Source organism: Nioella sp. MMSF_3534 (genome assembly GCF_030732985.1).
Lineage (GTDB): Bacteria > Pseudomonadota > Alphaproteobacteria > Rhodobacterales > Rhodobacteraceae > Nioella.
Genome location: NZ_JASHJX010000003.1, coordinates 98,345 through 121,406 on the forward strand (window position 1 = coordinate 98,345; position 23,062 = coordinate 121,406).

Below are 23,062 nucleotides of genomic sequence, written 5' to 3' on the forward strand. Positions count from 1 at the left end.
TTGACACCCCCTAGCATCCGGCTACCAATCGCGAAAGACCAAAGGAAGACGCAGCATGGCTAACATCGACTACTATTTCTCCACCCTTTCGCCCTTCACCTATCTCGCCGGGACGCGGTTGGAGGAGATCGCTGCGAAACACGGGGCTTCGATCACCTACAAGCCGATGGATATCGCCACGCTCTTCACCCGCACCGGTGGTGTTGCGTTGCCCGACCGGCACCCGGCGCGAAAGGCCTACCGGCTGCAGGAATTGCGGCGGGGTGCGAAGAAAGCGGGGCTGGAGATCAACGAACAGCCCTTTTTCTTCCCGACCAACCCCGCGCCCTCCTCCTACGCGATCATTTCGGCGCAGAAGGCGGGGGGCGGCAATCTGGGCGGGCTGGTGCATGGCATCTTGGCCGCAGTGTGGGCAGGCAGCAAGGACATCGCCGATAACGAGGTGATCCGCGCGGTTCTGTCGGAAAACGGGTTTGATCCGGACCTGGCGGACAAGGGCATGCTGACGGCGGCCGAAGAATACGCCCGCAACCTCGAAGACGCGGTCAGCGCCAATGTCTTCGGCTCCCCCTTCTACATCGTGGACGAGGCCGAGTGCTTCTGGGGCCATGACCGGCTAGACGATCTGGATGCATATCTCGCGGGCGATCTGTGAGCGGATTTGCCCGAAGATGGGGGGACGGCCCGCGCGAGGTTCTGGCGCTGCATTGTTCGCTGGCCCATTCCGGCGCGTGGGAGGGTGTGGTTCGGGCGCTCGGGCCGGGTCTGCGGGTGACGGCACCTGACATCCTCGGCCACGGCAAGGCCCCCGATATCGACCCGGCGCGCGACCTGCATGACCAGTGCCATGAGGCCGTGCTGCCGCATCTGCCGGAGGGGCGCTTCGATGCCGTGGGGCACAGCTTCGGGGCGACGCTGGCACTGCGGCTGGCCGAGGAGATGCCGGATCGTATCCGCAGCTTGACGCTGATTGAACCCGTGCTCTTTGCGGCGGCGAAAGGCAGCGGGGAATTCCGCCCCTACCGCGAAACCATCTCGCACTACGATTGGCTGCTGGCGGAAGGGGCGCGTGAGGCAGCGGCGCGGGAATTTCTGCGCCTATGGGGAGCTGCGGGTGGGCTTGACGACATGCCAGAGGGCCAGCGGCGCTACATGGTCGACCGGATCCATTTCATCAAGGCATCGGATGATGCCCTGTTTCATGACAGCGCCGATCTGGTCTCGCGACTGGCACAGGTCCGGGCTCCGACCTTGCTTGTGCAGGGGGGGGAATGCCTGCCGATTACCGCCGCCGTCCTCGACCGGATGGAGCAGGACATCCCAGACACCACCCGCGTCAGCGTACCCGGCGCGGGCCATATGGTGCCCATCACCCATCCGGTGCCGGTGGCCGGGGCGATTGCCGATCTCTTCGCGCGGTCGGGGTAGGGCGCGGGAAGGCGCTTCGAAGCGCCTTGGCAAGAGTTTTCGAAAACTCTTGGCCCGCGCCACTGGCAACGCGATCACGCAACAAGAGGTTGTCCCGCGTTGTGAGGGTCAGCCGCGAAAGAGGGTCAGCAGACGTTCCACCGTTTCGCGCTCGCAGGACCAGTCGCAGACGAAGCGGCAGCGGATCGGCTCGTCCTCTGGCCCCTCCAGCGAGGCATTGAAGGGGAAGAGATAGTATTTCGCCCCCGCTGCCATCGCCCGTTTGTGCGCGCCGCGTGGGATATGGGCGAAGATCATGTTGCCGGCGGGTTCCGCCTCCAGCGAGGCGCCGGGCAGGGCCTTGATCCCCGCCGCGAGCTGTGCCGCCGCCGCATTGGCCTGCTCGGCCAGCCGCAGCCACAGCCCGTCGCTCACATAGGCGTCCATCTGCGCCGACAGGAACCGGTGCTTCGAGAAGAGATGCGCGCCCCGCTTGCGGCGCAACTCCAGCTCCCACGCCTGCGCGGGGTCGAAGAACACAACGGCCTCTACCCCCATGCAGCCGTTCTTGGTGCCGCCGAAGCTCACTGCATCGACCCCGGCTTTCCACGTCATTTCAGCGGGCGTGCAGCCAAGCGCCGCGCAGGCATTGGCGAAGCGCGCGCCGTCGAGATGCACCTTCAGCCCGTAGGATTTCGCCACATCCGTCACGGCGCGGATTTCATCGAGCGAATAGGCGGTGCCGATCTCGGTGATGTTGGTGATCGAGACCGGACCGCGCTGCACGCCATGCACCCCCTTGTCGCCCGTCGCCCTGATCGCGGCATCGAGCCGCGCCGGGTCCATCTTGCCGTCAGGCCCGTCGACCAGCACCAGCTTGGCACCGTTCGTATAGAACTCGGGCGCGCCGCATTCATCTTCCTCGGCATGGGCAATGCGATGCACGAAGACCCCGTCCCAGGGGTTGGCCAGCGTCGCCAGCGCCAGCGCATTCGCCGCCGTGCCGGTTGCCACCAGATGCACCGAGGCCTCGGGCGCCTCGAAGAGATCGCGGATCTTCTGCGTCACATCCGGCATGATGTCGTCATTGCCATAGGGCATCTGGTAGCCCTCGTTCGCGCGCAGCACGGCGTCCATGATTTCCGGCGCGGCGGGGCCGGTGTTGTCGGAGGCAAAAATCATGTGCCGGGCTCCTCGATGATGTAGTCTTCCCACTCCTCCTCCGGCACCTCGAACTCGGGCACCGTCAGCCCGCGCATCGACACGCCGGCGGAATGGACGCTTTCGGGGTCACCAGACACCAGCGGGTGCCAGTGGTAAAGGGGTTTGCCCTCGTGCCGCAGCCGGTAGGCGCAGGTTTCGGGCATGAAATAAGCCACGTCGCCCATGGTCTCGGGCGTCAGCTGGATGCATTCGGGCACCAGCGTCTTGCGGATCTCGTACTGCCCACAGCGGCAGGTCTGGTCGTCGAGCAACCGGCAGGCCACGCGGGTCAGGGCGACCTCGCCTGTCTCCTCATCTTCCAGCTTGTTCAGGCAGCACTTCCCGCAGCCATCGCAGAGCGCCTCCCACTCAGCAGGCGTGAGCTTTGCCAGCGGCAGCGTCCAGAACTCACGCCGCAAACGGCTCATTCCAGCGCCTTCAGGATCGCGCGGGCCGAGTCGCTGTCGGCATCCATCTGGGTGATCAGCGCGTCGAGCCCGTCGAATTTCAGCTCGGGCCGCAGATAGTCGATCAGCGCAATGGACAGGTCCGTGCCGTAGAGATCACCCTTGAAATCAAACAGGAAGGTCTCAAGGTTCGGCACATCGCCGTTGAACATCGGCCTTACCCCAAGCGAGGCAACGCCGTGGTAGTGGCCCGCATGGGGGCCGTCGAGCACATCGACCAGCACCGCGTAGACCCCAAGTTTCGGCAGGTGCAACCCGTCGAGATTCATATTGGCCGTGGGATAGCCCAGTTGCCGGCCCCGCTTTTCGCCATGCACGATCTGGCCCTCTATCCGGTGCCAATGCCCCAGCATCGCGGCGGCATCGCGCGGGCGGCCATCGGAGAGCGCATTGCGGATATTGGTGGAGCTGATGGCCCCGAGATCGCCATGCAGAATGGGTACGATATCGACGTCGAACCCGAAGCGTCTGCCGAACTCGGTCAGCATCTCGGTGTTGCCGACACGGCCCCTGCCAAAGCAGAAATCGGCCCCCACGATGACGCGTTTCAGGCCCAGACCCTCGGCCAGAACATCGCGGGCGAATTGTTCCGCCGTCAGGTGGGAGAGGGCGGTGTTGAAGGGCAGTTCATAGAGAATATCGACGCCGAGCTTTTCCAGCCGGTGCGCCTTTGCCTCGGCATTCATCAGCCGGAAGGGCGGGGCATCGGGGGCGAAGAACTGGCGCGGATGCGGCTCAAAGGTCAGGATGCCAAGCGGCAGATCCTCGACGCGGGCCCGGTCGATCACATGCTGGTGGCCCAGGTGAACGCCGTCGAAATTGCCGATGGCGGCAGAGGCACCGCGGTCTTCGGCCAGGGCATATTGATGGTCGCGCAGTATTCTCATGGCACCGGCTTAGCGGGCCTGATGGGCGAGGGCAAGCGGGGGCTGACCGGGAATTGCCTTGCTGGTCATGGGTGGCCCTTCCGCGCCTTCATGCAGGCCGGTTTCGCCGCCTTCGGCGTCGATCCGCGGGGGGCTAGCCCCCCGGACCCCCCAAGGTATTTTCGCCAAGATGAAAGGGTTAGTCGAACTTGCGGGACGGGGCGAGCACCATGGCCTCTCCCTTGAGAACCGGCTTGCCGCCGATGGTGCATTGGGTTTTCAGCGTCACGCGGCGCTTGGCGATGTCCATGTCCATCACCTCGACCTCGGCGCGGACCCAGTCGCCGGGGCGCACGGGGGCGAGGAATTTCAGGCTCTGGCCCAGATAGACCGTGCCATGGCCGGGCAGTTGTTCGCCGATCACGGCAGAGATCAGCCCGGCGGTCAGCATGCCGTGGGCGATGCGGCCTTCGAAGATCGTGTCCTGGGCATAGTCGTCATCCAGATGCACCGGGTTGCGGTCGGTGGAGACCTCGGCAAAGAGCTCGATATCGCGGTCTGTCACCTGTTTCATCAGGTGGCGGGTCATGCCGATCTCGATATCTTCGATACAGATCGTTCCACGGGGGAAGTTGTCGAGCATATCTGGGGCCTCGCGAGTCATCTTGACCCGTCTCATAGCGGAAACAGGCGAATGCTGCAATGCAGAAGTAACAATGTTCTTCAATAAGCCCCTTATGTCGCAACTATGTTGCTTGAAGCCTAGCGCAGAAAGCCGATGGACCAGGTGGCCTCGACCTGCGCCGCGACCAGGGCGCGGTCCAGTTTCACCGGGTCCGGCTGGTCGGTGGTGCCGGTGTCCTCGCGGCTGAGGCCGCCGGAAATGAACAGGGAATCAATGGGTTCGCCCTGTGCCCCCAGGATATCGGTTTTCAGCCCGTCGCCTACGGCAAGGATGCGCTCGGGCGGGCAATCGACCCCCGCCTGCGCCAGCCGCATCCGCGCCAGTTCGTAAATCGGCGCGTGGGGTTTGCCGAAATAGAGGCTCTCGCCGCCCATCTCGGTATAAAGCTGCGCCAGCGCGCCCGCGCACCATTCGCGGGTCTCTCCACGATCGACAACGATATCGGGATTCGCGCAGAGGAGTTTGAGGTTTTTCTGTTTTGCATACAGGAACTTAGGGCGCATAATCTCGGGATCGGCGGAGGGGTCTTCGGGGCCGGTGCAGACAATGCCCTCGGCCTCTTCCAGCGGCACCTGGGTGATCTCGACCGCGTCGCTGACGACCTCCATTGGGGCGAAAAAGCTCTGGTCATGGGGCTGGCCGATGAACCAGACCTTGCGGCCCACCAGACCGCGCAGCATGGCCGCGCGGGCGCTGTCGCCGGAGCTGGCGATCGCATCCCAGCAATCGCGGGGAACGCCGATCTTTTCCAATTGTTTCTCGACACTTGCACGCGGGCGCGGGGAGTTCGTCAGAAGCAGGACATAGCCGCCCTTGGCCTTGAAGGCGCGCAGCGCCTCGACCGCCTCGGCAAAGGGGGTGTAGCCATTGTGCAGGCAGCCCCAGAGGTCGCAATAGAGCACGTCGTAGCGGTCGGAAATCTCGGATAGCGAGCGGATGATGGTGGTCATTTTTGCCGGGCTCCTTCTGGGTCGGTGCCTGATTACGGGAGCGGTCCGTGGAAGGGAAGGGGCGGCGAAATCGGGGGGTGCCGGGCGTACACCGGGCGTACACCCCCTGTACACCCCCCGTGCAGACGCGAAGCTGTTTTCGCAAGGTGGCCGCCTAGCGGAACACGCAGACCGTGCCGGACCACATATGGCTGACGATGCCTTCCCTGTCGGACAGAAGGCCGGAGATTTCACCGGCCTGGAATTCCCATCCCAGCGTGGATTCCATGACCTCCAGCGTTGCGAAACCGCCAAGCCCGGCCAGCGGCGTGCCAAGGCCGACCCCCGATTGCGTGGTCAGGGTCGAGCCGGGGCGCAGCATCCAGCCCGCCAATCGGTCCTCTTGATAGATCAGGTCGATCTGGCGGGTGAAGCTGGCGACGACAACGGGGCCCGCGGGGCAGTCTTCCGGCAGGTAGACCGAGAAATCATGGCCCATGATCATGGTCAGGGTCCGCAGGCTGTCATGAAAGGGCGTGCCGAAGGGCAGGGTGGCGGTGGCGGTCGCATCGGCAGATGACAGGCCAAGCCCGCCCTGGCCTATGGTCACGATATCGCCGGGGGCCGGGCTGTAGCTGTCGGCCAGCACGGGCGCGGCCAGCAGAAGGGTGAAGACAGCGGGCAGGATGGGTCGCATGAGGCACCTCTGGTTGGGCGCCTTCAGTTTCTGCCGGGGGCGCAGACGCAACAAGGGGCAGCCAATGGCCGCCCCTTGCATAAGCCGAAACTGGCCGATCCGGGATCAGAGCGCGAGGTTCGGGATGATCTGCTTTTTGCGGCTGACGACGCCGGGCAGGACCACGGTATCGGCATCGCCCACGACGGTGGCGAAGCTCTTCTCGGCCACGGTCTTCACCAGATCGTTGGGAACCAGCAGGGTGGATTCCTCGTTCAGGATATCGACGACGAACAGAAGCACCTGATCGACGCCGTCTTCCTCGGCCACCTGCGGCATGGTGGCGACAAGGCTGTCTTTGCGGGACAGGACGGTGCCGGGCGAGGTGGTTTCCAGAACCGAGACGCGGAACTTGGTGCCGGAAACCTCGTAGGCCTTGGAATCCATGCGCAGCAGTTCGGCATCCGAGAAGGCGGAGACGTCGGATTTGGCGGCGAACATCTCGGCGGCATAGGCGGCGGTGTCGATGCCCAGATCGGCGGCCAGCGCCTCGACCACTTCGCGGTCACGCTCGGTGGTGGTGGGGCTGCGGAATTCCAGCGTGTCGGACAGGATGCAGGACAGCATCGCGCCCTTGATCGCCTCGGGCATCTTGGCGGCGTCCTCGCCCATCAGGTCATGCATGATGGTGGCGGTGCAGGCCACGGGGCGGATGGTGATGTCGATCGGGCCCTTGGTCTCGATCCCGCCGACCAGCTTGTGGTGGTCGATGATCGCCTGAATATCGGCGTCGTTGATGGCGTCGGGCAATTCGGCGGGGTTGTTGGTGTCGACGATGACGACCGGCGCGCCGGCGTCCACGGCGTCGATGGTGCGCGGCTTGGGCAGGTCCCATTTCTGCAGCACGAAGGCGGCTTCGGTATTGGGCTCGCCCAGAAGGACGGCTTCGGCGTCGGTGCCTTTCACTTCGTTCAGATACCAGGCCCAGATGATGGGAGAGCCGGTGGAATCGGTGTCGGGGGATTTGTGGCCGAATACGAGCGTGGTCATGGGGAGGTTCCGTTTATCTTGCGTTTGCGCGCGTCATACAGAAGCCGGGCAGGCTTGTCAGGTGGAAGTTGTGCCGCAGGACTGGGGGCGGTCAGCGGGACGGCGCGGCGCGGTCCTTCAGCCGACGGGCGATCCGGGCGGCGAGTCGTTTGAGGCCGATACCGGTGCGGAACTCGAACTCCTCGTAATGGATGTCGCGGGCGCTGATGCCGTGGCGGGCAAGGCCCGAGTGCAGCGCCCGGCGCAGACCGGCGGGGCCGCAGAACCAGAGCTTCAGCGGCCCATTGGCAGCGGCGGCGATCCGGTCGGCGGTCAGCCGGTCGCCCGTGTCGGAGGCGAGGATATGGAGCGTCAGGTTGTCCACGCGGTTGGCGGCGGCCTCGACCCGGTCCAGCTGAGGGGCATCAGAGCGAGACCGGACGCACCAGAACAGCGTGACCGGGGCGGGCAGCGTGTCGGGCAGCGCCTCGGCCCAGGCCAGGAAGGGGGTGATGCCGATGCCGCCTGCGACCCAGACTTCAGCGGCCCTTGAAGGCGCGCGTCGCTGGAACCGCCCGAACGGCCCCTGAACGCGCAGCGGGGTGCCCGGTGTCAGATCGCGGCCAAGACGCTGGGTGAAATCGCCAAGCGCCTTGACGGTGATCTGGAGCGAGCCGTCCGCCACCGGAGGGGCCGAGAGGGAAAACGGGTGCGGTTCCGTCAGGCCGCGCGACCCGAAGGTGAAGACGGCGAACTGGCCGGGTGCAAAGCGCAGCGGGCGGCCGGTCGGGGTCATGGTGATCTCGGTCGCGCCGCCGGTCTTGCGGATGCCGCTGACCTGATAGCCAGCCGACCGGCGCAGGGCAGGGGGCAGCAGCGTGACCGCATAGGCCAGCACCCCCGCGGCGCAGATCGCACCGACATAAAGCCCAAGCGCGGAGCCATTGGCGAAGGGCTTGAGGATGAACAGGTAGTGGATGGCCCCGGCGATGAAGAAGCCACCCATGGCCTTATGGGTCCAGCGCCACAGGTGGTAGGGGACGAAGGTGGCGATGGAGATCACCACCAGAACCAGCAGCCCATAAAGGCTCAGCTCCCCAAGTGTTTCGGCGATTTCGGTCAGCGCGGTTTCCCGCCCGATCCCGTCCATATCGGCGTCAATCGTATCATGCAGCAGGATCGCGGTCATCGCGACGATGCCGGACCATTTATGCAGCACATAGACCCGGTCCATCGGCCCCATCAGCGTCTCGATGCCCGGCGCACGCGTTGCCATGATCTGCGCCCAGGCCATGAGGATCAGCGCAAGCGTGCCAAGATACTGGCTGAACAGCGCCACGGGGTCGGCAATATCGGGCAGCATGGCGAAGAGATAGGCGGGGATCAGGCAGGAGAGGACAATGGTGACAAGCCCGGCGGCGCGCATGGCTGTGGCCCTTTTGTTGTGCGGATCGGATCGTTGCGACGGGCTAGCGGGCCGGGAGCGATTTGTCAGGCCGGCATGCAACCCTGGCGCGACTCGGCGAGGGGGTGGTGCCCGAATGCCACGTCCCGGGCACGATTTCGGGCCACGGGTCTCTGCGCAGCTGCGATGCTATTCGGCGGCGATCTGTCCCTCGTCGCCAAGGGCAGAGACCACGCGGTTGCGGCCCTGGTCCTTGGCCCGGTAAAGCGCGAGATCCGCATGTTTCAGCATGTCGGCCACGTGATCTCCGCAGGCCGGGTAGCTGGTCACGCCCGCCGAGGCGGTGATGCGGGGCAGCTTGCCATCGCCATAGGCCAGTTCCAACTCGCTTAGCGCAATGCGGAAGCGCTCCGCGATCTCCAGCGCGGCGGCGTGATCGAGGCCGGGCAGCAGCGCGACGAATTCCTCCCCCCCGAGGCGGCAGGGGGCGAGCGGCGGTGTAAACACCTCTCGCATAAGGGCACCGACCTCTCGCAGCACGATATCGCCCGCGTCATGGCCGTGATGATCGTTGAACTTCTTGAAGTGGTCCACGTCGAGCGAAATCAGAGACAAGGGACTGCCCTGACGCCGGGCGCGGCCGATCTCCTTATGGGCGGCATCGAGGAACCAGCGGCGGTTCCACAGGCTGGTCAGCGGGTCGCGCACGGATTGGTCCATCAACTCCTGCCTCAGCTGGACATTGGCCACCGCAAGGCTGATCTGCTCGGCGCAAAGAAGGCCCAGTTCCCATCGTTGCTGCAGGAAGGTTTCCACCATCTCGCGGGACATGATCGACCGGTCGAAGGCGGAAAAGGCCAGGTGCAGCAGGCCGATGGTTTCGCCATGGGCGATGATCGGCAGACAGAAATAGGGGGTATCTTCGCCCTCGACATGGGTGCAGGGAAATTCGATGGCGCGGGTGCCATAGGAATAGGCCCGACCGCGGCGCAGGGCCCAGCAATCCTCTGCATCTATGTGTTTGTGAGGCTCGTGATCGCCCCAGCAGGTTTCCAGATCCAGCGTGTCGCGGGAATTGGAATAGATATAAAGCTGCCCCTCTGATTCCGGGATCAGGGTATACATGGATTTCTGCACGACCTTCAGAAGCTCCTCCAGCGATTTGGCGGAATAGAGCCATTCGCTGACCTGGCTGAGCAGCTTGCGTTCATGCTGGCGCTGTTCTTCGTTGGCCATCACCTCGCGCGTCTTTTCCTCCATCTTGCGGCGCTTGGAGATGTCGCGGTTGATCGACATGTGATGGGTGTGATTGCCGTTCTCGTCGAAAATGGGCGTCAGGGTCTTGTCGACCCAGATCGGGTCGCCACTGGCGGAATAGTGCAGGATATCGACCGTCAGGGTTTCGCGCCCTTCAATGGCGCGCAGGACCTTGTCGCGCGCGGCGGGGTCCGTATCGGGGCCGTCCAGCAAGCCGCGCGCAGGCTGGCCGATGATGTTTTCCAGCCGGTGGCCGAACATCCGTTCGAACCCGGTATTCACCCAGACGATGTCATTGGCCAGATCGGTCACCAGCACCGCGTCGAGAATATGGCGCAGGGTCAGTTCCGCATATCTGCGGTAATCCTCGGACTGGTCCGGTTTGTCGTCTTGGGTCTGTGTCACATGCATGTCCTGCAGGATGCGGGTATCGCGCCCGACGCTATGGCCAAAGCGTGAAGAAAGTCCTGACAGCCCCGGCTTTTCCGGGTGCATTTTAGGCAAATCGCGGATCAGGCGGTGGTCAGGCCCGTCGCTTCCGGGTCTTGTCGGCCTCGGGTCCGCGCCCCAGCAGATGATCGCGATATCGTTGCAGATGCTTGCGCAGCAGCAATGGGCGGGCCCGTTCCGACATCGGGCGGCTGGACGGGTGGCGCAGCAGCAGGCGCAGCACCGGGTCGGCACGCAGGGCCTGGACCCCGGTAAAGACGCTTTCGGTCCAGACCCCTTCGGCGCAGATCAGCTGGTGCCGGTCGAACAGCAGGTGGAAATAGGTCAGCCCCCGAATGGGGCAGGGTGCATGGCTGGCCTTGCCCAGTTCCTCGGCGATGTGGCGGGCGCGGATCAGCACCTCGCCCTTGCCGCTGGGCCGCGGATCATGGGCCAGGAACGCATGTTGACGCGACACGAGAAGCGGACGGAGCGGCAGCCCCCCGCCGAACGCCCCTGCCTCGATCAGGATCGGCCGCAGGGCGGGATCGGCGCGCTGGGCGGCGGCGGGCACATGGCGGTGCAGATTGGCGCGCAGCGGTTGCAGGCCCGCATCGCGGGTCAACACCAGATCGCCGGGGCGCAGCGCCTCGACCGGGCGGGGGCCGGTGGCGGTGGCAATCATGGCACCTGTCGTCAGGCAGATCGGCGGGCCATAGGGATCTTCGGGCATTGGCCCGTCGTCATCGGTCAGGATACGGTCGAGCAGGTCGGCCTCGTCGATGCCACTGTTCCAGTGATAGGTGAAATCGAGCGTCAGGCTGGCGCCCGGCACCCCGTCCAGCGTCAGAACCCAGATCCTGGGATCGCCGGTCGCGGTCAGGATCACATCCTCGGGCGCGGCGCCGCCGATATGGATGTGGTCGCTGTCGGGGCTGAAGCCTGAGGCGGTGTCATGGCCGCTGCCCGGCCCGAAGGCGATGGTGTCGCTGCCCCCGGAATAGCCGCCCATGGAAATCTGGTCGTCGCCCGCGCCGCCATCGACCACGTCGCCGCCGATGGCATGGATGGTGTCATTGCCCGCGCCGCCGAACAGGGTGTCCGCCCCCCATCCGCCATCGAGCGAGTCGTCGCCATCGCCGCCGGACAGCAGGTCGTCGCCGCTTTGGCCTTCCAGCGTGTCAGCGCCGTCGCCCCCCGACAATGTGTCGTGACCGGAGCCGCCATCGAGTGCGTCCTGACCGTCGCCGCCAAGCAGCACGTCCTGACCCGACGCGCCCGACAGCGTGTCATTGCCAGCGCCCCCGTCCAGAGTGTCATGGCCGGACTGGCCGTTGATCTGATCGTCACCGGTGGTGCCCGTCAGGCTATCGTCGATCCAGCTTCCGTTGATGGTGGTCGGCATCCGCTGCTCACAGGTTCCCGCTTGCCCGGCCGAGGCCTCGGGTTATTCGTTACTCCGCAAGGATAGCACGAAGAATGCTTGCTGTTGAGTGAATCGAGGCATGCCGAATTTTTTGTCGATCGGGCGTGTTGACTCGCCCATGGCCCCCCCTTATCTACGCCTCGTTATCACTCTCCTACGGTGAGTGCTAACATGGGAGAAACAACGAACCTAAGGAGTGTTCGAGAGATGGCATTCAAACCGCTGCATGACCGCGTGCTGGTGCGCCGCATCGAAAGCGACGAGAAGACCAAGGGCGGTCTGATCATCCCCGACAGCGCCAAGGAAAAACCGTCCGAAGGCGAAATCGTCGCCTGCGGCGAAGGCGCGCGCAAGGATTCGGGCGAGCTGATCGCAATGGCCGTGTCGGCCGGCGACCGCGTCCTGTTCGGCAAATGGTCGGGCACCGAAGTGACGGTCGAGGGCGAAGAGCTTTTGATCATGAAAGAGTCGGACATCCTCGGCATCATCGCCTGAGCCGTCCCTTTTTCGACTGAAACCAAGACATTCCAAGGAAGGAGCCACCGATGGCTGCTAAGGACGTCAAGTTCAACACCGATGCCCGCAACCGTATGCTCAAAGGCGTCAACATCCTCGCCGACGCGGTGAAGGTGACCCTCGGCCCCAAAGGCCGCAACGTCGTGATCGACAAATCCTTCGGCGCTCCGCGCATCACCAAGGACGGCGTGTCCGTGGCGAAGGAAATCGAACTGGAAGACAAGTTCGAGAACATGGGCGCTCAGATGGTGAAGGAAGTCGCTTCCCGCACCAATGACGAAGCCGGCGACGGCACCACCACCGCGACCGTGCTGGCCCAGGCCATCGTGAAAGAAGGCATGAAGCAGGTTGCCGCGGGCCTGAACCCGATGGATCTGAAGCGCGGCATCGACCTCGCCGTGTCCAACGTGATCGAGTCGATCAAAGCCTCTGCCCGCCCCGTGAACGACTCCGCTGAGGTCGCTCAGGTCGGCACCATTTCCGCCAATGGCGAAGCCGAGATTGGCCGCCAGATCGCCGACGCGATGCAGAAAGTGGGCAATGACGGCGTCATCACCGTCGAGGAAAACAAGGGTCTGGAAACCGAGACCGATGTCGTGGAAGGCATGCAGTTCGACCGCGGTTACCTGTCGCCCTACTTCGTCACCAACCCCGACAAGATGGTTGCCGAACTCGACGACTGCATGATCCTGCTGCACGAGAAGAAGCTCTCGTCGCTGCAGCCGATGGTTCCGCTGCTCGAGTCCGTGATCCAGAGCCAGAAGCCGCTCCTGATCATCGCGGAAGACGTCGAAGGCGAAGCGCTGGCGACCCTCGTGGTCAACAAGCTGCGCGGCGGCCTGAAAATCGCGGCCGTCAAGGCACCGGGCTTCGGCGACCGCCGCAAGGCCATGCTGCAGGACATCGCGATCCTGACCGGCGGCCAGGTGATTTCCGAAGATCTCGGCATGAAGCTCGAGTCCGTGACCATGGACATGCTTGGCACCGCCAAGAAGATCTCGATCACCAAGGACGAAACCACCATCGTTGACGGTGCCGGTGAGAAAGCGGAAATCGAAGCGCGCGTCGCCCAGATCCGTGGCCAGATCGAGGAAACCACCTCTGACTACGACCGCGAGAAGCTGCAGGAACGTGTTGCCAAGCTGGCGGGCGGCGTTGCCGTCATCCGCGTCGGCGGCATGACCGAAGTGGAAGTGAAAGAGCGCAAGGACCGCGTCGATGACGCCCTGAACGCAACCCGCGCGGCCGTTCAGGAAGGTATCGTTGTGGGCGGCGGTGTTGCCCTGGTTCAGGGCGCCAAGGTGCTCGAAGGTCTGGAAGGCGTGAACTCCGACCAGAACGCCGGTATCGCCATCGTGCGCCGTGCACTGGAAGCCCCGCTGCGCCAGATCGCTGAAAACGCAGGTGTTGACGGTGCCGTTGTCGCCGGCAAGATCCGCGAAAGCGAAGACAAGGCCTTCGGCTTCAACGCCCAGACCGAAGAATATGGCGACATGTTCAAGTTCGGCGTGATCGACCCGGCCAAGGTTGTGCGCACCGCCCTGCAGGACGCCGCGTCCATCGCAGGTCTGCTGATCACCACCGAAGCGATGGTGGCCGACAAGCCGCAGAAAGAAGGCGCAGCCGGCGCAGGCATGCCCGACATGGGCGGCATGGGCGGCATGGGCGGCATGATGTAATCTGCCGATCCGTCAGGAACAGGGAAGGGGCTCGCCATTGGCGGGCCCCTTTCTGTTTCTGCCCGACCTTGGCGATCCGGGCCGAGGGGACGCGCCGTGCCAGGGCGTTGCCCTCAGTGATGTCAGTCCGTGCCATCCGCCCGCGGGTTCAGCTCCTGCTGCCACTGGTCCACGGCCTCGATGGGCCAGATCAGGCTGAGCGTGGACAGGCTCAGGCTGTCGCGCGCGATCAGGGATGCGGTCAGCTCCAGCACCACGATCAGCAGGACCGACCAGAGCGGGCGGATGGCAGAGGCCAGCGCGAAGCCCCCCATCATGAAGACGTAATCCGCGACCGCATTCAGCACGCTGTCGCCCAGATAGCCTTGGTTGATGGTCGTGGCGCGGAAGGCATCGAGCACCCAGGTCGTGTGCTCGATGATCTCCCATCCCACGCCGGTCAAAATGGCCAGTGCGTAGGTCCAGCCAAAGGGCAGGCGGCCCGCCAGCGCCCATCCCAGAAGGCCGATCAGCAGCCCATGGATGATGTGGGACAGCGTGTACCAGTCCGCGATATGCTGGGAATTGCCACTGTCCCAGATCGACCCGACCCAAAGCTGAACATAACCGCAGGTGCAGATCAGCGGCTGGCCCCAGGCCCAGAGTGTCAGGCCGATGGCAGGCAGTCCCAGCACGGCCAGGATGGTCAGCGCGGGATGGTGTGTCATGCGTGGTCTTTCTTCGCCCGGTTTCAGCACCTTAGACCTGTCCTGCGCGGCTGGATAGTCGGGCCTTGCGGACCGGTGCTTGCCCTTGGCCTCTTCCCTTGTTCCCCGGAATCGGGCAGGCAGGTCGCATGACCCTGCCACCCCTGACCCTGACCAACGCCCGCGTTCTGCGCCCCGACGGGTTTTCATCCGCCACGGTTTCCGTGACCGATGGCCTTGTCAGCGACAGGCCCGGCAAGGCCGTGGACCTCGCGGGATACATGATTCTGCCCGGCATCATCGACCTGCATGGCGACGGGTTCGAACGCCACGTTGCCCCGCGCCGGGGGGCGGTGACCGATCCGGGCGAGGGGCTGGCGACGCTCGATGCGGAACTTGCCGCGAACGGCATCACCACCGCCGTTCTGGCCCAGTTCTTCAGCTGGGAAGGGGGCATGCGCGGACCGGATTTTGCCGAGACCCTGGCGGGCGTGCTGGCCCGTGCGCAGCCCCTGACGGACATGCGGATGCAGTTGCGGCTGGAGGTGAACCTGCTGGCGGACTACCCCCGCGCGCGCGATCTGATCCGCAAGGCCGGGATCGGCTACATGGTGTTCAACGATCACCTGCCGCACGCGGCTCTGGCCGCTGGCAAACGCCCGCCGCGGCTGACCGGGCAGGCCCTGAAAAGCGGCCGCAGCCCCGAGGCGCATCTGGCGCTGCTGCACAAGCTGCACGAGATGCGCGATGAGGTGCCGGGGGCGCTGGCGGCGCTGGCCGCTGCGCTCAGGGCCGATGGCGTGATCCTCGGCAGCCATGACGATGCCAGCCCCGAGACCCGTGCCCGGTTTCGCGCCATGGGCGCCCGGATCGCGGAGTTTCCCGAAACCGCCGACACCGCCGCAGCCGCCCATGGGGCGGGCGACGGGGTGATCATGGGCGCGCCCAACGTGGTCCGGGGTGGATCGCATGACAAGAAGGTCGCGGCAGAGGAGATCATCCGCGCGGGCCATTGCGATGCGCTGGTGTCGGATTATCACTACCCGACCCCTCGGCAGGCGGCGTTTGCGCTGGCCGCGAAAGGTTTGTTGCCGCTGGAGGACGCATGGGCGCTGATCTCCAGCCGCCCGGCAGATGTGATGGGCTGGACCGACCGGGGACGGCTGGACACGGGCTTGCGCGCCGACCTTGTCATCGTGGAGGATTCGACCCGCCGGGTCGCGGCCACGATCTGCGCCGGGCAGGTCAGTTGGATGGCAGGCGGCGTTGCCGCGCGGTTCCTGTAGGGCGCTTTCGTCAAGCGCGGCGAAATCGGAAGGCAGGGGCGCTTTCCCTTGCGCCCGGAGCCATGCTGGGGTGTTCTGGCCCCCTCTTACCTTCGGACAGTCCCCATGCGCCTTGCCTTGCTCACCGCCCTCACCATGCTGGCCTTCGCGGCCAATTCGATCCTCAACCGCATGGCACTGGCCGGGGGCGATATCGACGCGCTCGGCTTTGCCATCATCCGGGTGCTGTCGGGCGCAGGCATGCTGGTGGCGCTGGTGCTGATCCAGCAGCGCGGGCTGCCGATGTTCCGGCCCGGACGCCTTGTGGGGGCGCTGTCGCTCTGCCTCTACCTGCTTGGCTTTTCCATTGCCTACCTGCGGCTCGATGCGGGGCTTGGGGCGCTCATCCTCTTCGGCTGTGTCCAAATCACCATGTTCGCGGGCGCGATCCTGGGCGGCGAGTCCGTGCCGCCCTCGCGGTGGATCGGGGCGGGGCTGGCCATGGCAGGGCTCGGCTGGCTGGTTTGGCCGGCAGGCGAGGTTGCGGTGCCGCTGACGGGCACCGTTTTCATGGCGCTCGCAGGCGTGGGCTGGGGTGTCTATTCGCTGGCGGGGCGCAAGGCGGGCGATCCTCTGGCGGCGACGGCGGCGAATTTCCTCTGGGCCGCGCCGGTCTGCCTGATCATCCCGATCTTCCTGCCGGTGCAGATGGAACCGGTGGAAGCGACCACGCGGGGCATCCTGCTTGCCTGCCTGTCGGGCGCGGTGACCTCTGGTCTCGGTTACGCGCTGTGGTATTCCCTGCTGCCGCAGCTCAAGGCCACGGTGGCGGGGCTGGTGCAGCTTTCCGCCCCGGTGATCGCCATTCTGGGGGGCGTGGCGCTGCTTGGCGAAGGCCTGTCGCCGCGTCTGGTGCTGGCGGCGGCCATCGTTCTGGGGGGGATTGCCTTCGGCCTTGTGGCGCCTCAGCGCAGGATCGGCTCCAGCGGGTCGTAGAAGATCGCCTCGCCCCAGGCCACGGCGGCGAGGCTGTCGGGCTTGACCTTGATCCGCGCGATTTCGTCCCGGCTGAACAGCCTGCGTTCGCAGACCACCCGTTCGGGGTCTTTCCAATTGTTGTCGAGCTGGCCTGCCAGCAGCGTGCACCGGAAATAGACATCGACCTGGTGGAACGTGCCCTCGGGGTCATGGAACTCGTTGACCAGGCAAGGGTCGCCGACGCCGACCGTGAGGCCGGTTTCCTCGTGAAACTCCCGCGCCAGATTGTCGGGCAGGGAACTGCCCCGCTCGACCCCTCCGCCGGGCGCGCACCACAGGTTGCCCCGGTGCTTGGGCCAGGCGTTGACCAGAAGCAGGCGGTTGTCGATCAGGAGAAGGCCGCGCACGGCAAGGCGGGGAGAGGGGACTGGCATGAGCGGGATGCTGCCCGGCTTGTCGCCGCTGCGCAAGGGGGCTTGGGAAATCCGCGGTCTGGCCTAGATAGGGGGAATGAAAGTGGTTTTCGCCCTGCTGGCCGCCTTGTGTCTGGCCCCGATCCCGGCCCGCGCCGACTGCGTGGTGCTGCTGCATGGGCTGGCGCGGAGCACGAATTCGCTTTGGGTGATGGAGGAGGTGCTGGAGGCGGAAGGCTACCAGGTGGTGAATCTCGGCTACCCATCCACCGAAGGCACGATCGGTGAGCTGTCGGCTGCCGCGATCGAACCGGCGCTGGCCAGCTGCGCACCCGGCACGGTGCATGTGGTCACCCATTCCATGGGCGGCATCCTGCTGCGTCACTGGCTGGCGGAACACGATCTGCCGGTGCTTGGCCGGGTGGTGATGCTGGCCCCGCCGAACCAGGGGGCGGCGCTGGTGGATCGGTTCGACGATCTTGCGGCGTTCGACTGGGTCCATGGCCCCGCCGGGCAGCAATTGGGCACCGGCGAGGACAGCGTGCCCTTGGCTCTGCCGCCGGTGGATTTCGAGCTTGGGGTGATCGCGGGATACGGGTCCATCAACCCGGTGACCTCGGCGCTGATCGAGGGGCCGGATGACGGCAAGGTCTCGGTCGAGGAGACCATGGTCGAGGGGATGCGCGATTTCATTGCCTTGAGGGTCAGTCACACCTTCATGATGAACAACCCGCTGGTGGTGGCCGAAACGCTGACCTTCCTGCAAACGGGTGCGTTTGAACAGGATCTCGACCTGCTGGATGCGGTGGAGCAATTGCTTCCCTGACGGGACCCGAGAGCGCGCCTCGTCGACCCCCGCTGGCGCGGGGGCACTCCTCGACCCGCGTTGCCACGGTTTTGTGGTGCGGGATGAGGGCCTGTCCTGGCGGTTGCGGCGGTGGCTGGTGTTGGATGCCTCCGGCGGGAGTATTTTTACCAAGAAGAAGAGGTTACGCGGGGCCGGTCACCGTGTTCACATGGCCCATCTTGCGGCCCGGGCGGGTGTCGGCCTTGCCGTAGAGATGGATCTGGGTGCCGGGTCGGGTAGCGAGTTGCGGGGCCTTGTCGATGGCGTCGCCGATCAGGTTTTCCATCACCACATTGGCGTGGCGTTTGCCGTCGCCAAGGGGCCAGCCGGTCACCGCGCGGATGTGTTGTTCGAACTGGTCGACGGCGCAGCCGGCTTGCGTCCAGTGGCCGGAATTGTGTACGCGCGGGGCGATTTCGTTGACCACAAGGCCCGTGGGCGTCACGAAAAGCTCCACCCCCATCACGCCCACATAATCGAGCGCGTTGAGGATGCGGGCGGCGAGCAGCACGGCGTCGCTTCTGAGCCCGGGCGCGATGGCGGCGGGCACGGTGGTGGTGGCGAGGATGCCGTTTTCGTGGACGTTCTCACCGGGATCGTAGCAGGAGATCGACCCGTCCTGCCCGCGCGCGGCGATGACGGAAATCTCTCGGCTGAAGTCGATGAAGCCTTCGAGGATCGCGGGCGCGCCGTTCATGTCGGCGAGGGCCTGCGGCGCGTCATCCGGCGTCATGATCCGCGCCTGTCCCTTGCCGTCATAGCCGAAGCGGCGGGTTTTCAGGATGGCGGGCGTGCCGATCTGCTCGATGGCCTGGGCCAGATCGTCGGCGCTGTCCACCGGGGCGAAGGGGGCGGTGGTGAGGCCGATGTCGGTTAGGAAGGTCTTCTCGGTCAGCCGGTCCTGGCTCACCTCCAGCGCGCGGCGGGAGGGGGAGAGCGGCGTGGTGGCCGAAAGCACGTCGAGCGCGTCGGCGGGGATGTTCTCGAACTCATAGGTGATGAGATCGACGGAGGCGGCAAAGCGCGCCAGCGCGTCTAGGTCGTCATAGGCACCCTGCGTGACCTTGGCGGCCACGTCGCCCGCGGGGGCGGCGCCGGGTTCATAGATATGGGTCTTGTAGCCGAGGCGCGAGGCCGCGACCGAGAGCATCCGGCCAAGCTGGCCGCCGCCGAGGATGCCGATGGTGGAGCCCGTGGGCAGCATGTCACTCATCGACCGGCACCTCGGGGATGGAGGCCGAGAGCGCCTCGCGCCAGGCGTCGAGCCGTTCGGCCAGGGCCGGGTCGCCAAGGGCGAGGATGCCCGCCGCCATCAGCCCCGCGTTCTTGGCACCCGCCGCGCCGATGGCCATGGTGGCAACAGGATAGCCGCGCGGCATCTGCAGGATGGAATAGAGGCTGTCGACGCCCGACAGCGCCTTGGTCTGGACCGGCACGCCGATCACGGGAACACGGGTTTTCGACGCCATCATGCCGGGCAGATGCGCCGCGCCGCCCGCGCCTGCGATGATCACTTTCAGGCCCCGACCCACGGCCTCGCGCCCATAGGACCACAGCCGGTCCGGGGTGCGGTGTGCCGACACGATGCGCGCCTCGAAAGGAACGCCCAGTTCGTCCAGAATATCGGCGGCTTCCTTCATGGTGGGCCAGTCCGACTGGCTGCCCATGATGATCCCGACCTCGACCCGATCCATGGCGGTTATCCTCGCTGTCCCTCAGGAAGCGCGCACTATAGTCATGGCGCGGGGTTACGCAATGATATCCGGGGTCAGTTCATCCTCGATGCGCTGAATCGCGTCCTTCAGCGCCAGCTTGCGCTTTTTCAGGCGGCGCAAAGTCAGCTGATCGGGCAGCGGGCGTTCCTCCAGCGCGCCGATCGCCTCGTCCAGGTCGCGGTGTTCGCGCGTCAGAACCCCCAGCTTCACACGCAGGACATCTTCATGAGTCATCTCGTTGGGGGCGTTCATGGGCGCTGGACCTGTGACTGAGTCGCCTTGCGGCAGGGCCTTGAGAATACCGGATTATCCCCAACGGGCAAAGCGTTGCGCGCCTTGCAAGGGCCATGAAGCGCCCCCATATTGAGGCAAATGGCCGCCATAACGGGGCCGACAGATGCAGATCGCTTGGTAAAGGATGTGCCCGATGACGAAACTGACCCTTGGTTCGCACCCCTTCCTTCTGGGATTCGACCAGCTTGAACGGCTAGTGGAGCGGACCGCGAAATCCGGCAATGACGGATACCCCCCCTATAATATCGAAGCAAAGGGCGAGAATGCCTTTCGCATCACGCTGGCCGTTGCGGGCTTTGCCGAGGAGGACCTGGCGATCACGCTGGAGGACCGCCAGCTGGTGATCCGGGGTCGTCAGGGCGATGACAGCGAGGGCCGCGTCTTCCTGCACCGGGGCATTGCCGCGCGCCAGTTCCAGCGCAGTTTCGTGCTGGCCGACGGGGTCGAGGTGACGGGCGCTGCCATGGAACACGGGCTGTTGCATGTGGATCTGAAACGGTCCGCCCCCGAAAACGTGGTGCAGACGATCAAGATCAGGACGGGAGGGGCATCCGATGCATGAACCCAGTGACAAGATGAAAGCCGGTGAACGCCCCATCGTCTATGTCCGCAAGGTTCGCGTCGATGATCTGCCCGAGGAGATCCGGGCGCAGGCCAGCGGCGCAGGGTTGAAAGAGCTTTATGCCATCGGCAACGAGGCGGGAGAGCGACTGGCGCTGGTCAAGGACCGCAAGCTGGCCTTCGTGGTGGCGCGGCAAAACGACATGACGCCGGTCAGCGTGCACTGATCCCCGCGATGCGAAATGCAAAATGGGCGCCCCGAAACAGGGCGCCCATCTTCGTTTTCCCTACGAGGTACAGGTCGCAGGGAGGTTATAGCGGTATGACAAGGCGCAGGAACCCGGACAGGCCGCGATCCTCGATGCCGCCGAAATCGAACAGCCGGTAGGACACGCCCGGCGTCAGCAGCACACCGCCCGCCAGCGGAATGGCGAGATAGGCATCGGCACGGCCATAGAGGCCCGAGTCGTTGATCTGGAACGATCCGCCGAAGCCGTCAACAGCGGCCCAGCCATAGCCCAGGTTCAGGCCGAAGCCGAAGGTCGGCACCGCGATGGAACTGCTGGAATAGCCACCGCCAAGCGGGGTTTCATAGGCGGCGCCCACGAAAATTCCGGTGAAGGTGGAACTGCCGCTTGTCGGAAACAGCCAGCCGCCTGCCTCGAAGGCATTGACGTCGGAGTTCATGTGCTCCAGCCCGAGCGTATAGGCCAGGACCGGGGCCGAGGAAGATGCCGAGGCCCCGCGCGCGGCGGCATTGAGCCAGGTGGCGGCAACCATCAGGCCAAGCGCATTTCCGACATGGATGTTTTCCGGTCCACCAAGCCCGGCCACGGTCCGGCAATCGGAACAGAACGGCGACATGAAGCCGAAGGTCAGCCTGTCGGGCCCACGCGCAAAGCTGCTTGGGCCGCTGAAGCTGAATGGCAGGCTTTGCGCAACAGCGCTTCCCGCAATGGTGACGGACAGGATCAGGCCTGCCAGAATGGTGACGAGTTTCTTCATGGTCCCAATCCCCCCAAGATTGATTGACCCGACAAGCTTCGCGCTGCGCCCCGATTCCTTCAAGCCACCCCGAAGACGGAGATCGGGGGTGTTGCAGAAAGGTTGACGCAGCGTAAAGTTCCGCGTGGAATCAGGGGATTGGCAAGACCGCCCTCGCCTCTGCCGCGCCAATCGCGGGGCGGGCGAGCGGTCCGTAGGCGGTGGCTGTGCTGCGCAACTCCGGGAAGATCCGCAGCACTTCCTCGCGCGCGGCGTGGTCCAGCGCATTGATCGACTGGTCCGCCGGGTGAAAGCTTTCGGCGGCGATGCCCTCGGCCAGGACGATCTGGTGACGGTCGAACAGCAGGTGCCAGTATTCCACGTGGTCACAGGGTTCGAACCGAATGCGCCTGCCGTCGATCAGGTGTTTCGCGGCGACCAGAACCTCCCTTTCGCCAAACAGCAATTCGGCGCGTGGCCCGTCGATCAGCAGCCGGTGCTGCGGCGAGACCACCAAACGGCGGCGATTGCCCAGAACACCCTTGCCGATCACCACAGGGGCCAGATCGCCCCGGCCGGGCACCCGCCGCCCGCCGATCCAGCGCAGGGGTTGCGGGCCGTCATCGCGGGTGCGGATCAGCTCGCCGGGATGCAGGGTTTCCACCGGGCGGTCGCCCTCGACCGTGCCGATCAGCGTGCCGCGCGCGAAGCAGACGAAGAAATCCGAATATTGCGGGGTCGCGTTGAACCCGCCATTGGAGAAGTTGACCGACAGGTCTTCGCTGGTGATCGTGTAGGTCGTGCCCGGCACGATGCCGCCGCCACCCGGATTGGCCGGGTCTTCCATCACCACGAAATAGCCGTCGCTGGTCACTGCCTGGTTGTTGCCCTGCTGGTTGGGCCCGGTATTGACCCAGACCATGATGAAACTGTTGCTGCCATCCGTGACCTGAAAGGCGATCTCATACTGGTGCAGGGCATTGCTGTAGGTCGTGCCATCCACGGTGCCGCTGACCAGCTGGTCGCTGTCCACCGGGTTGAAATCGTCCGGCGTGTCATCCGTGCCGCCATCGGTGACGGTCACGATATCTGCCGTGGCAGAGGCGCCGACGGTAAAGCTGTCCCCCACGGTGAAACTTGCGGGGTTTCCCAGATCCTGAAGGCTCCAGGCCTGCATGTCATAGCTTGGCATCGCACACACATCCTTGCACTGGCCGCACGGTTGCCCATGGGCCGGATGCCCCCGCCCGTCTTGTACCGCGCGAATATGGACGGACCGGGGCGCAATCCTGCCGCGATCTGGACAATTCCGGGCAGCATCGGCCGCAAGACTTTCCAACCGATA

At 65.1% G+C, this 23,062-nt stretch carries 26 protein-coding genes; 9 read left to right on the forward strand and 17 right to left on the reverse strand.

All coding sequences use genetic code 11. The annotated features are described in order from the left end of the window. Window positions 1–55 precede the first annotated feature (55 nt). Together RBB16_RS02140 and RBB16_RS02145 are read left to right on the forward strand one after the other, a co-directional pair. On the forward strand, window positions 56–655 hold the full coding sequence (locus RBB16_RS02140) for a 2-hydroxychromene-2-carboxylate isomerase (protein ID WP_306044571.1): 600 nt from the start codon (window positions 56–58) through the stop codon (window positions 653–655). After that, window positions 652–1,428: an alpha/beta fold hydrolase gene (locus tag RBB16_RS02145; RefSeq protein WP_306044572.1), complete on the forward strand. Its 777-nt coding sequence runs from the start codon at window positions 652–654 to the stop codon at window positions 1,426–1,428. The genes RBB16_RS02140 and RBB16_RS02145 overlap by 4 nt, the downstream gene beginning before the upstream one ends. Before the next feature lie 108 nt (window positions 1,429–1,536). On the opposite strand, the gene RBB16_RS02150 is transcribed toward RBB16_RS02145, so the two are convergent. The 10 genes from RBB16_RS02150 to RBB16_RS02195 form a co-directional block, all read right to left on the reverse strand. Then, window positions 1,537–2,589 carry a low specificity L-threonine aldolase gene (locus tag RBB16_RS02150; RefSeq protein WP_306044573.1) on the reverse strand — a complete coding sequence of 351 codons (1,053 nt, stop codon included), beginning with the start codon at window positions 2,587–2,589 and terminating at the stop codon, window positions 1,537–1,539. After that, on the reverse strand, window positions 2,586–3,038 hold the full coding sequence (locus RBB16_RS02155) for a YcgN family cysteine cluster protein (RefSeq protein WP_306044574.1): 453 nt from the start codon (window positions 3,036–3,038) through the stop codon (window positions 2,586–2,588). Before RBB16_RS02155 ends, RBB16_RS02150 begins: the two co-directional genes overlap by 4 nt. Next, a complete protein-coding gene (locus tag RBB16_RS02160) occupies window positions 3,035–3,964 on the reverse strand; it encodes a bifunctional riboflavin kinase/FAD synthetase (RefSeq protein ID WP_306044575.1) in 930 nt (309 codons plus the stop codon). The genes RBB16_RS02155 and RBB16_RS02160 overlap by 4 nt, the downstream gene beginning before the upstream one ends. Window positions 3,965–4,142: 178 nt before the next feature. Next, window positions 4,143–4,586: a MaoC family dehydratase gene (locus RBB16_RS02165; protein ID WP_071688615.1), complete on the reverse strand. Its 444-nt coding sequence runs from the start codon at window positions 4,584–4,586 to the stop codon at window positions 4,143–4,145. Between the two features lie 119 nt (window positions 4,587–4,705). After that, window positions 4,706–5,578 (reverse strand): TIGR01459 family HAD-type hydrolase, encoded by an 873-nt coding sequence (locus RBB16_RS02170; protein ID WP_306044576.1) that lies wholly within the window; start codon window positions 5,576–5,578, stop codon window positions 4,706–4,708. Window positions 5,579–5,732: 154 nt separating this feature from the next. Continuing rightward, on the reverse strand, window positions 5,733–6,254 hold the full coding sequence (locus RBB16_RS02175) for a hypothetical protein (RefSeq protein WP_306044577.1): 522 nt from the start codon (window positions 6,252–6,254) through the stop codon (window positions 5,733–5,735). A gap of 105 nt (window positions 6,255–6,359) precedes the next feature. After that, window positions 6,360–7,283, reverse strand: coding sequence for a manganese-dependent inorganic pyrophosphatase (locus tag RBB16_RS02180; RefSeq protein WP_306044578.1), 924 nt, complete (start codon window positions 7,281–7,283; stop codon window positions 6,360–6,362). 91 nt (window positions 7,284–7,374) lie between these two features. Beyond that, entirely contained in the window at window positions 7,375–8,688 is a 1,314-nt protein-coding gene (locus tag RBB16_RS02185; RefSeq protein ID WP_306044579.1) for a ferredoxin reductase family protein, read from the reverse strand. Window positions 8,689–8,856: 168 nt separating this feature from the next. Beyond that, on the reverse strand, window positions 8,857–10,329 hold the full coding sequence (locus tag RBB16_RS02190; protein WP_306044580.1) for a diguanylate cyclase: 1,473 nt from the start codon (window positions 10,327–10,329) through the stop codon (window positions 8,857–8,859). A gap of 118 nt (window positions 10,330–10,447) precedes the next feature. Next, complete coding sequence (locus tag RBB16_RS02195; RefSeq protein WP_306044581.1) at window positions 10,448–11,758, reverse strand: Hint domain-containing protein; 1,311 nt, start codon at window positions 11,756–11,758, stop codon at window positions 10,448–10,450. 228 nt (window positions 11,759–11,986) lie between these two features. Here RBB16_RS02195 and RBB16_RS02200 point away from each other — a divergent pair, with 228 nt between their 5' ends. Then, window positions 11,987–12,274 carry a co-chaperone GroES gene (locus tag RBB16_RS02200; protein WP_071688608.1) on the forward strand — a complete coding sequence of 96 codons (288 nt, stop codon included), beginning with the start codon at window positions 11,987–11,989 and terminating at the stop codon, window positions 12,272–12,274. A 50-nt stretch (window positions 12,275–12,324) separates the two neighbouring features. Continuing rightward, window positions 12,325–13,974 (forward strand): chaperonin GroEL, encoded by a 1,650-nt coding sequence (gene groL, locus RBB16_RS02205; RefSeq protein ID WP_071688607.1) that lies wholly within the window; start codon window positions 12,325–12,327, stop codon window positions 13,972–13,974. Between the two features lie 122 nt (window positions 13,975–14,096). On the opposite strand, the gene RBB16_RS02210 is transcribed toward groL, so the two are convergent. Beyond that, window positions 14,097–14,681, reverse strand: coding sequence for a DUF2585 family protein (locus RBB16_RS02210; RefSeq protein WP_306044583.1), 585 nt, complete (start codon window positions 14,679–14,681; stop codon window positions 14,097–14,099). A 128-nt stretch (window positions 14,682–14,809) separates the two neighbouring features. Between RBB16_RS02210 and RBB16_RS02215 the strand changes: the two genes are divergently transcribed. Then, on the forward strand, window positions 14,810–15,946 hold the full coding sequence (locus tag RBB16_RS02215) for an alpha-D-ribose 1-methylphosphonate 5-triphosphate diphosphatase (protein WP_306044584.1): 1,137 nt from the start codon (window positions 14,810–14,812) through the stop codon (window positions 15,944–15,946). A 105-nt stretch (window positions 15,947–16,051) separates the two neighbouring features. Further along, window positions 16,052–16,921 carry a DMT family transporter gene (locus tag RBB16_RS02220; protein WP_306044586.1) on the forward strand — a complete coding sequence of 290 codons (870 nt, stop codon included), beginning with the start codon at window positions 16,052–16,054 and terminating at the stop codon, window positions 16,919–16,921. Here RBB16_RS02220 and RBB16_RS02225 read toward each other — a convergent pair. Further along, a complete protein-coding gene (locus RBB16_RS02225; RefSeq protein WP_071688609.1) occupies window positions 16,891–17,337 on the reverse strand; it encodes an NUDIX domain-containing protein in 447 nt (148 codons plus the stop codon). The genes RBB16_RS02220 and RBB16_RS02225 overlap by 31 nt on opposite strands. A 76-nt stretch (window positions 17,338–17,413) precedes the next feature. Here RBB16_RS02225 and RBB16_RS02230 point away from each other — a divergent pair, with 76 nt between their 5' ends. Further along, on the forward strand, window positions 17,414–18,142 hold the full coding sequence (locus RBB16_RS02230) for a triacylglycerol lipase (protein WP_306044587.1): 729 nt from the start codon (window positions 17,414–17,416) through the stop codon (window positions 18,140–18,142). A gap of 163 nt (window positions 18,143–18,305) precedes the next feature. Here RBB16_RS02230 and RBB16_RS02235 read toward each other — a convergent pair whose 3' ends face one another. The 3 genes from RBB16_RS02235 to RBB16_RS02245 are packed head-to-tail and all read right to left on the reverse strand — an operon-like array spanning window position 18,306 to window position 20,130. Beyond that, on the reverse strand, window positions 18,306–19,376 hold the full coding sequence (locus RBB16_RS02235) for a 5-(carboxyamino)imidazole ribonucleotide synthase (RefSeq protein ID WP_306044588.1): 1,071 nt from the start codon (window positions 19,374–19,376) through the stop codon (window positions 18,306–18,308). Further along, entirely contained in the window at window positions 19,369–19,857 is a 489-nt protein-coding gene (gene purE / locus RBB16_RS02240) for a 5-(carboxyamino)imidazole ribonucleotide mutase (RefSeq protein WP_306044590.1), read from the reverse strand. The genes RBB16_RS02235 and purE overlap by 8 nt, the downstream gene beginning before the upstream one ends. A gap of 54 nt (window positions 19,858–19,911) precedes the next feature. Beyond that, entirely contained in the window at window positions 19,912–20,130 is a 219-nt protein-coding gene (locus tag RBB16_RS02245) for a YdcH family protein (RefSeq protein ID WP_071688600.1), read from the reverse strand. A gap of 175 nt (window positions 20,131–20,305) precedes the next feature. On the opposite strand from RBB16_RS02245, the gene RBB16_RS02250 reads away from it, so the two are divergent. Together RBB16_RS02250 and RBB16_RS02255 are read left to right on the forward strand one after the other, a co-directional pair. Beyond that, entirely contained in the window at window positions 20,306–20,734 is a 429-nt protein-coding gene (locus tag RBB16_RS02250; RefSeq protein ID WP_071688599.1) for an Hsp20 family protein, read from the forward strand. Further along, a complete protein-coding gene (locus RBB16_RS02255; protein WP_306044591.1) occupies window positions 20,727–20,960 on the forward strand; it encodes a DUF1150 domain-containing protein in 234 nt (77 codons plus the stop codon). The genes RBB16_RS02250 and RBB16_RS02255 overlap by 8 nt, the downstream gene beginning before the upstream one ends. Before the next feature lie 85 nt (window positions 20,961–21,045). Here RBB16_RS02255 and RBB16_RS02260 read toward each other — a convergent pair whose 3' ends face one another. Next, window positions 21,046–21,738, reverse strand: coding sequence for a hypothetical protein (locus RBB16_RS02260; RefSeq protein WP_306044592.1), 693 nt, complete (start codon window positions 21,736–21,738; stop codon window positions 21,046–21,048). A gap of 130 nt (window positions 21,739–21,868) precedes the next feature. Then, window positions 21,869–22,909 (reverse strand): Hint domain-containing protein, encoded by a 1,041-nt coding sequence (locus RBB16_RS02265; RefSeq protein ID WP_306044593.1) that lies wholly within the window; start codon window positions 22,907–22,909, stop codon window positions 21,869–21,871. Window positions 22,910–23,062 lie beyond the last annotated feature (153 nt).

Coding starts and splice junctions, on each gene's coding strand:
- RBB16_RS02235 (WP_306044588.1), bottom strand. CDS start 19,376: ATGAGTGACATGCTGCCCACGGGCTCCACCATCGGCATCCTCGGCGGC.
- RBB16_RS02245 (WP_071688600.1), bottom strand. CDS start 20,130: ATGAACGCCCCCAACGAGATGACTCATGAAGATGTCCTGCGTGTGAAG.
- RBB16_RS02220 (WP_306044586.1), top strand. CDS start 16,052: ATGCGCCTTGCCTTGCTCACCGCCCTCACCATGCTGGCCTTCGCGGCC.
- RBB16_RS02210 (WP_306044583.1), bottom strand. CDS start 14,681: ATGACACACCATCCCGCGCTGACCATCCTGGCCGTGCTGGGACTGCCT.
- RBB16_RS02155 (WP_306044574.1), bottom strand. CDS start 3,038: ATGAGCCGTTTGCGGCGTGAGTTCTGGACGCTGCCGCTGGCAAAGCTC.
- RBB16_RS02200 (WP_071688608.1), top strand. CDS start 11,987: ATGGCATTCAAACCGCTGCATGACCGCGTGCTGGTGCGCCGCATCGAA.
- RBB16_RS02195 (WP_306044581.1), bottom strand. CDS start 11,758: ATGCCGACCACCATCAACGGAAGCTGGATCGACGATAGCCTGACGGGC.
- RBB16_RS02215 (WP_306044584.1), top strand. CDS start 14,810: ATGACCCTGCCACCCCTGACCCTGACCAACGCCCGCGTTCTGCGCCCC.
- RBB16_RS02230 (WP_306044587.1), top strand. CDS start 17,414: ATGAAAGTGGTTTTCGCCCTGCTGGCCGCCTTGTGTCTGGCCCCGATC.
- RBB16_RS02165 (WP_071688615.1), bottom strand. CDS start 4,586: ATGCTCGACAACTTCCCCCGTGGAACGATCTGTATCGAAGATATCGAG.
- RBB16_RS02255 (WP_306044591.1), top strand. CDS start 20,727: ATGCATGAACCCAGTGACAAGATGAAAGCCGGTGAACGCCCCATCGTC.
- RBB16_RS02175 (WP_306044577.1), bottom strand. CDS start 6,254: ATGCGACCCATCCTGCCCGCTGTCTTCACCCTTCTGCTGGCCGCGCCC.
- groL (WP_071688607.1), top strand. CDS start 12,325: ATGGCTGCTAAGGACGTCAAGTTCAACACCGATGCCCGCAACCGTATG.
- RBB16_RS02180 (WP_306044578.1), bottom strand. CDS start 7,283: ATGACCACGCTCGTATTCGGCCACAAATCCCCCGACACCGATTCCACC.
- RBB16_RS02170 (WP_306044576.1), bottom strand. CDS start 5,578: ATGACCACCATCATCCGCTCGCTATCCGAGATTTCCGACCGCTACGAC.
- RBB16_RS02160 (WP_306044575.1), bottom strand. CDS start 3,964: ATGAGAATACTGCGCGACCATCAATATGCCCTGGCCGAAGACCGCGGT.
- RBB16_RS02260 (WP_306044592.1), bottom strand. CDS start 21,738: ATGAAGAAACTCGTCACCATTCTGGCAGGCCTGATCCTGTCCGTCACC.
- RBB16_RS02225 (WP_071688609.1), bottom strand. CDS start 17,337: ATGCCAGTCCCCTCTCCCCGCCTTGCCGTGCGCGGCCTTCTCCTGATC.
- RBB16_RS02250 (WP_071688599.1), top strand. CDS start 20,306: ATGACGAAACTGACCCTTGGTTCGCACCCCTTCCTTCTGGGATTCGAC.
- RBB16_RS02150 (WP_306044573.1), bottom strand. CDS start 2,589: ATGATTTTTGCCTCCGACAACACCGGCCCCGCCGCGCCGGAAATCATG.
- RBB16_RS02185 (WP_306044579.1), bottom strand. CDS start 8,688: ATGCGCGCCGCCGGGCTTGTCACCATTGTCCTCTCCTGCCTGATCCCC.
- RBB16_RS02265 (WP_306044593.1), bottom strand. CDS start 22,909: ATGCCAAGCTATGACATGCAGGCCTGGAGCCTTCAGGATCTGGGAAAC.
- RBB16_RS02140 (WP_306044571.1), top strand. CDS start 56: ATGGCTAACATCGACTACTATTTCTCCACCCTTTCGCCCTTCACCTAT.
- purE (WP_306044590.1), bottom strand. CDS start 19,857: ATGGATCGGGTCGAGGTCGGGATCATCATGGGCAGCCAGTCGGACTGG.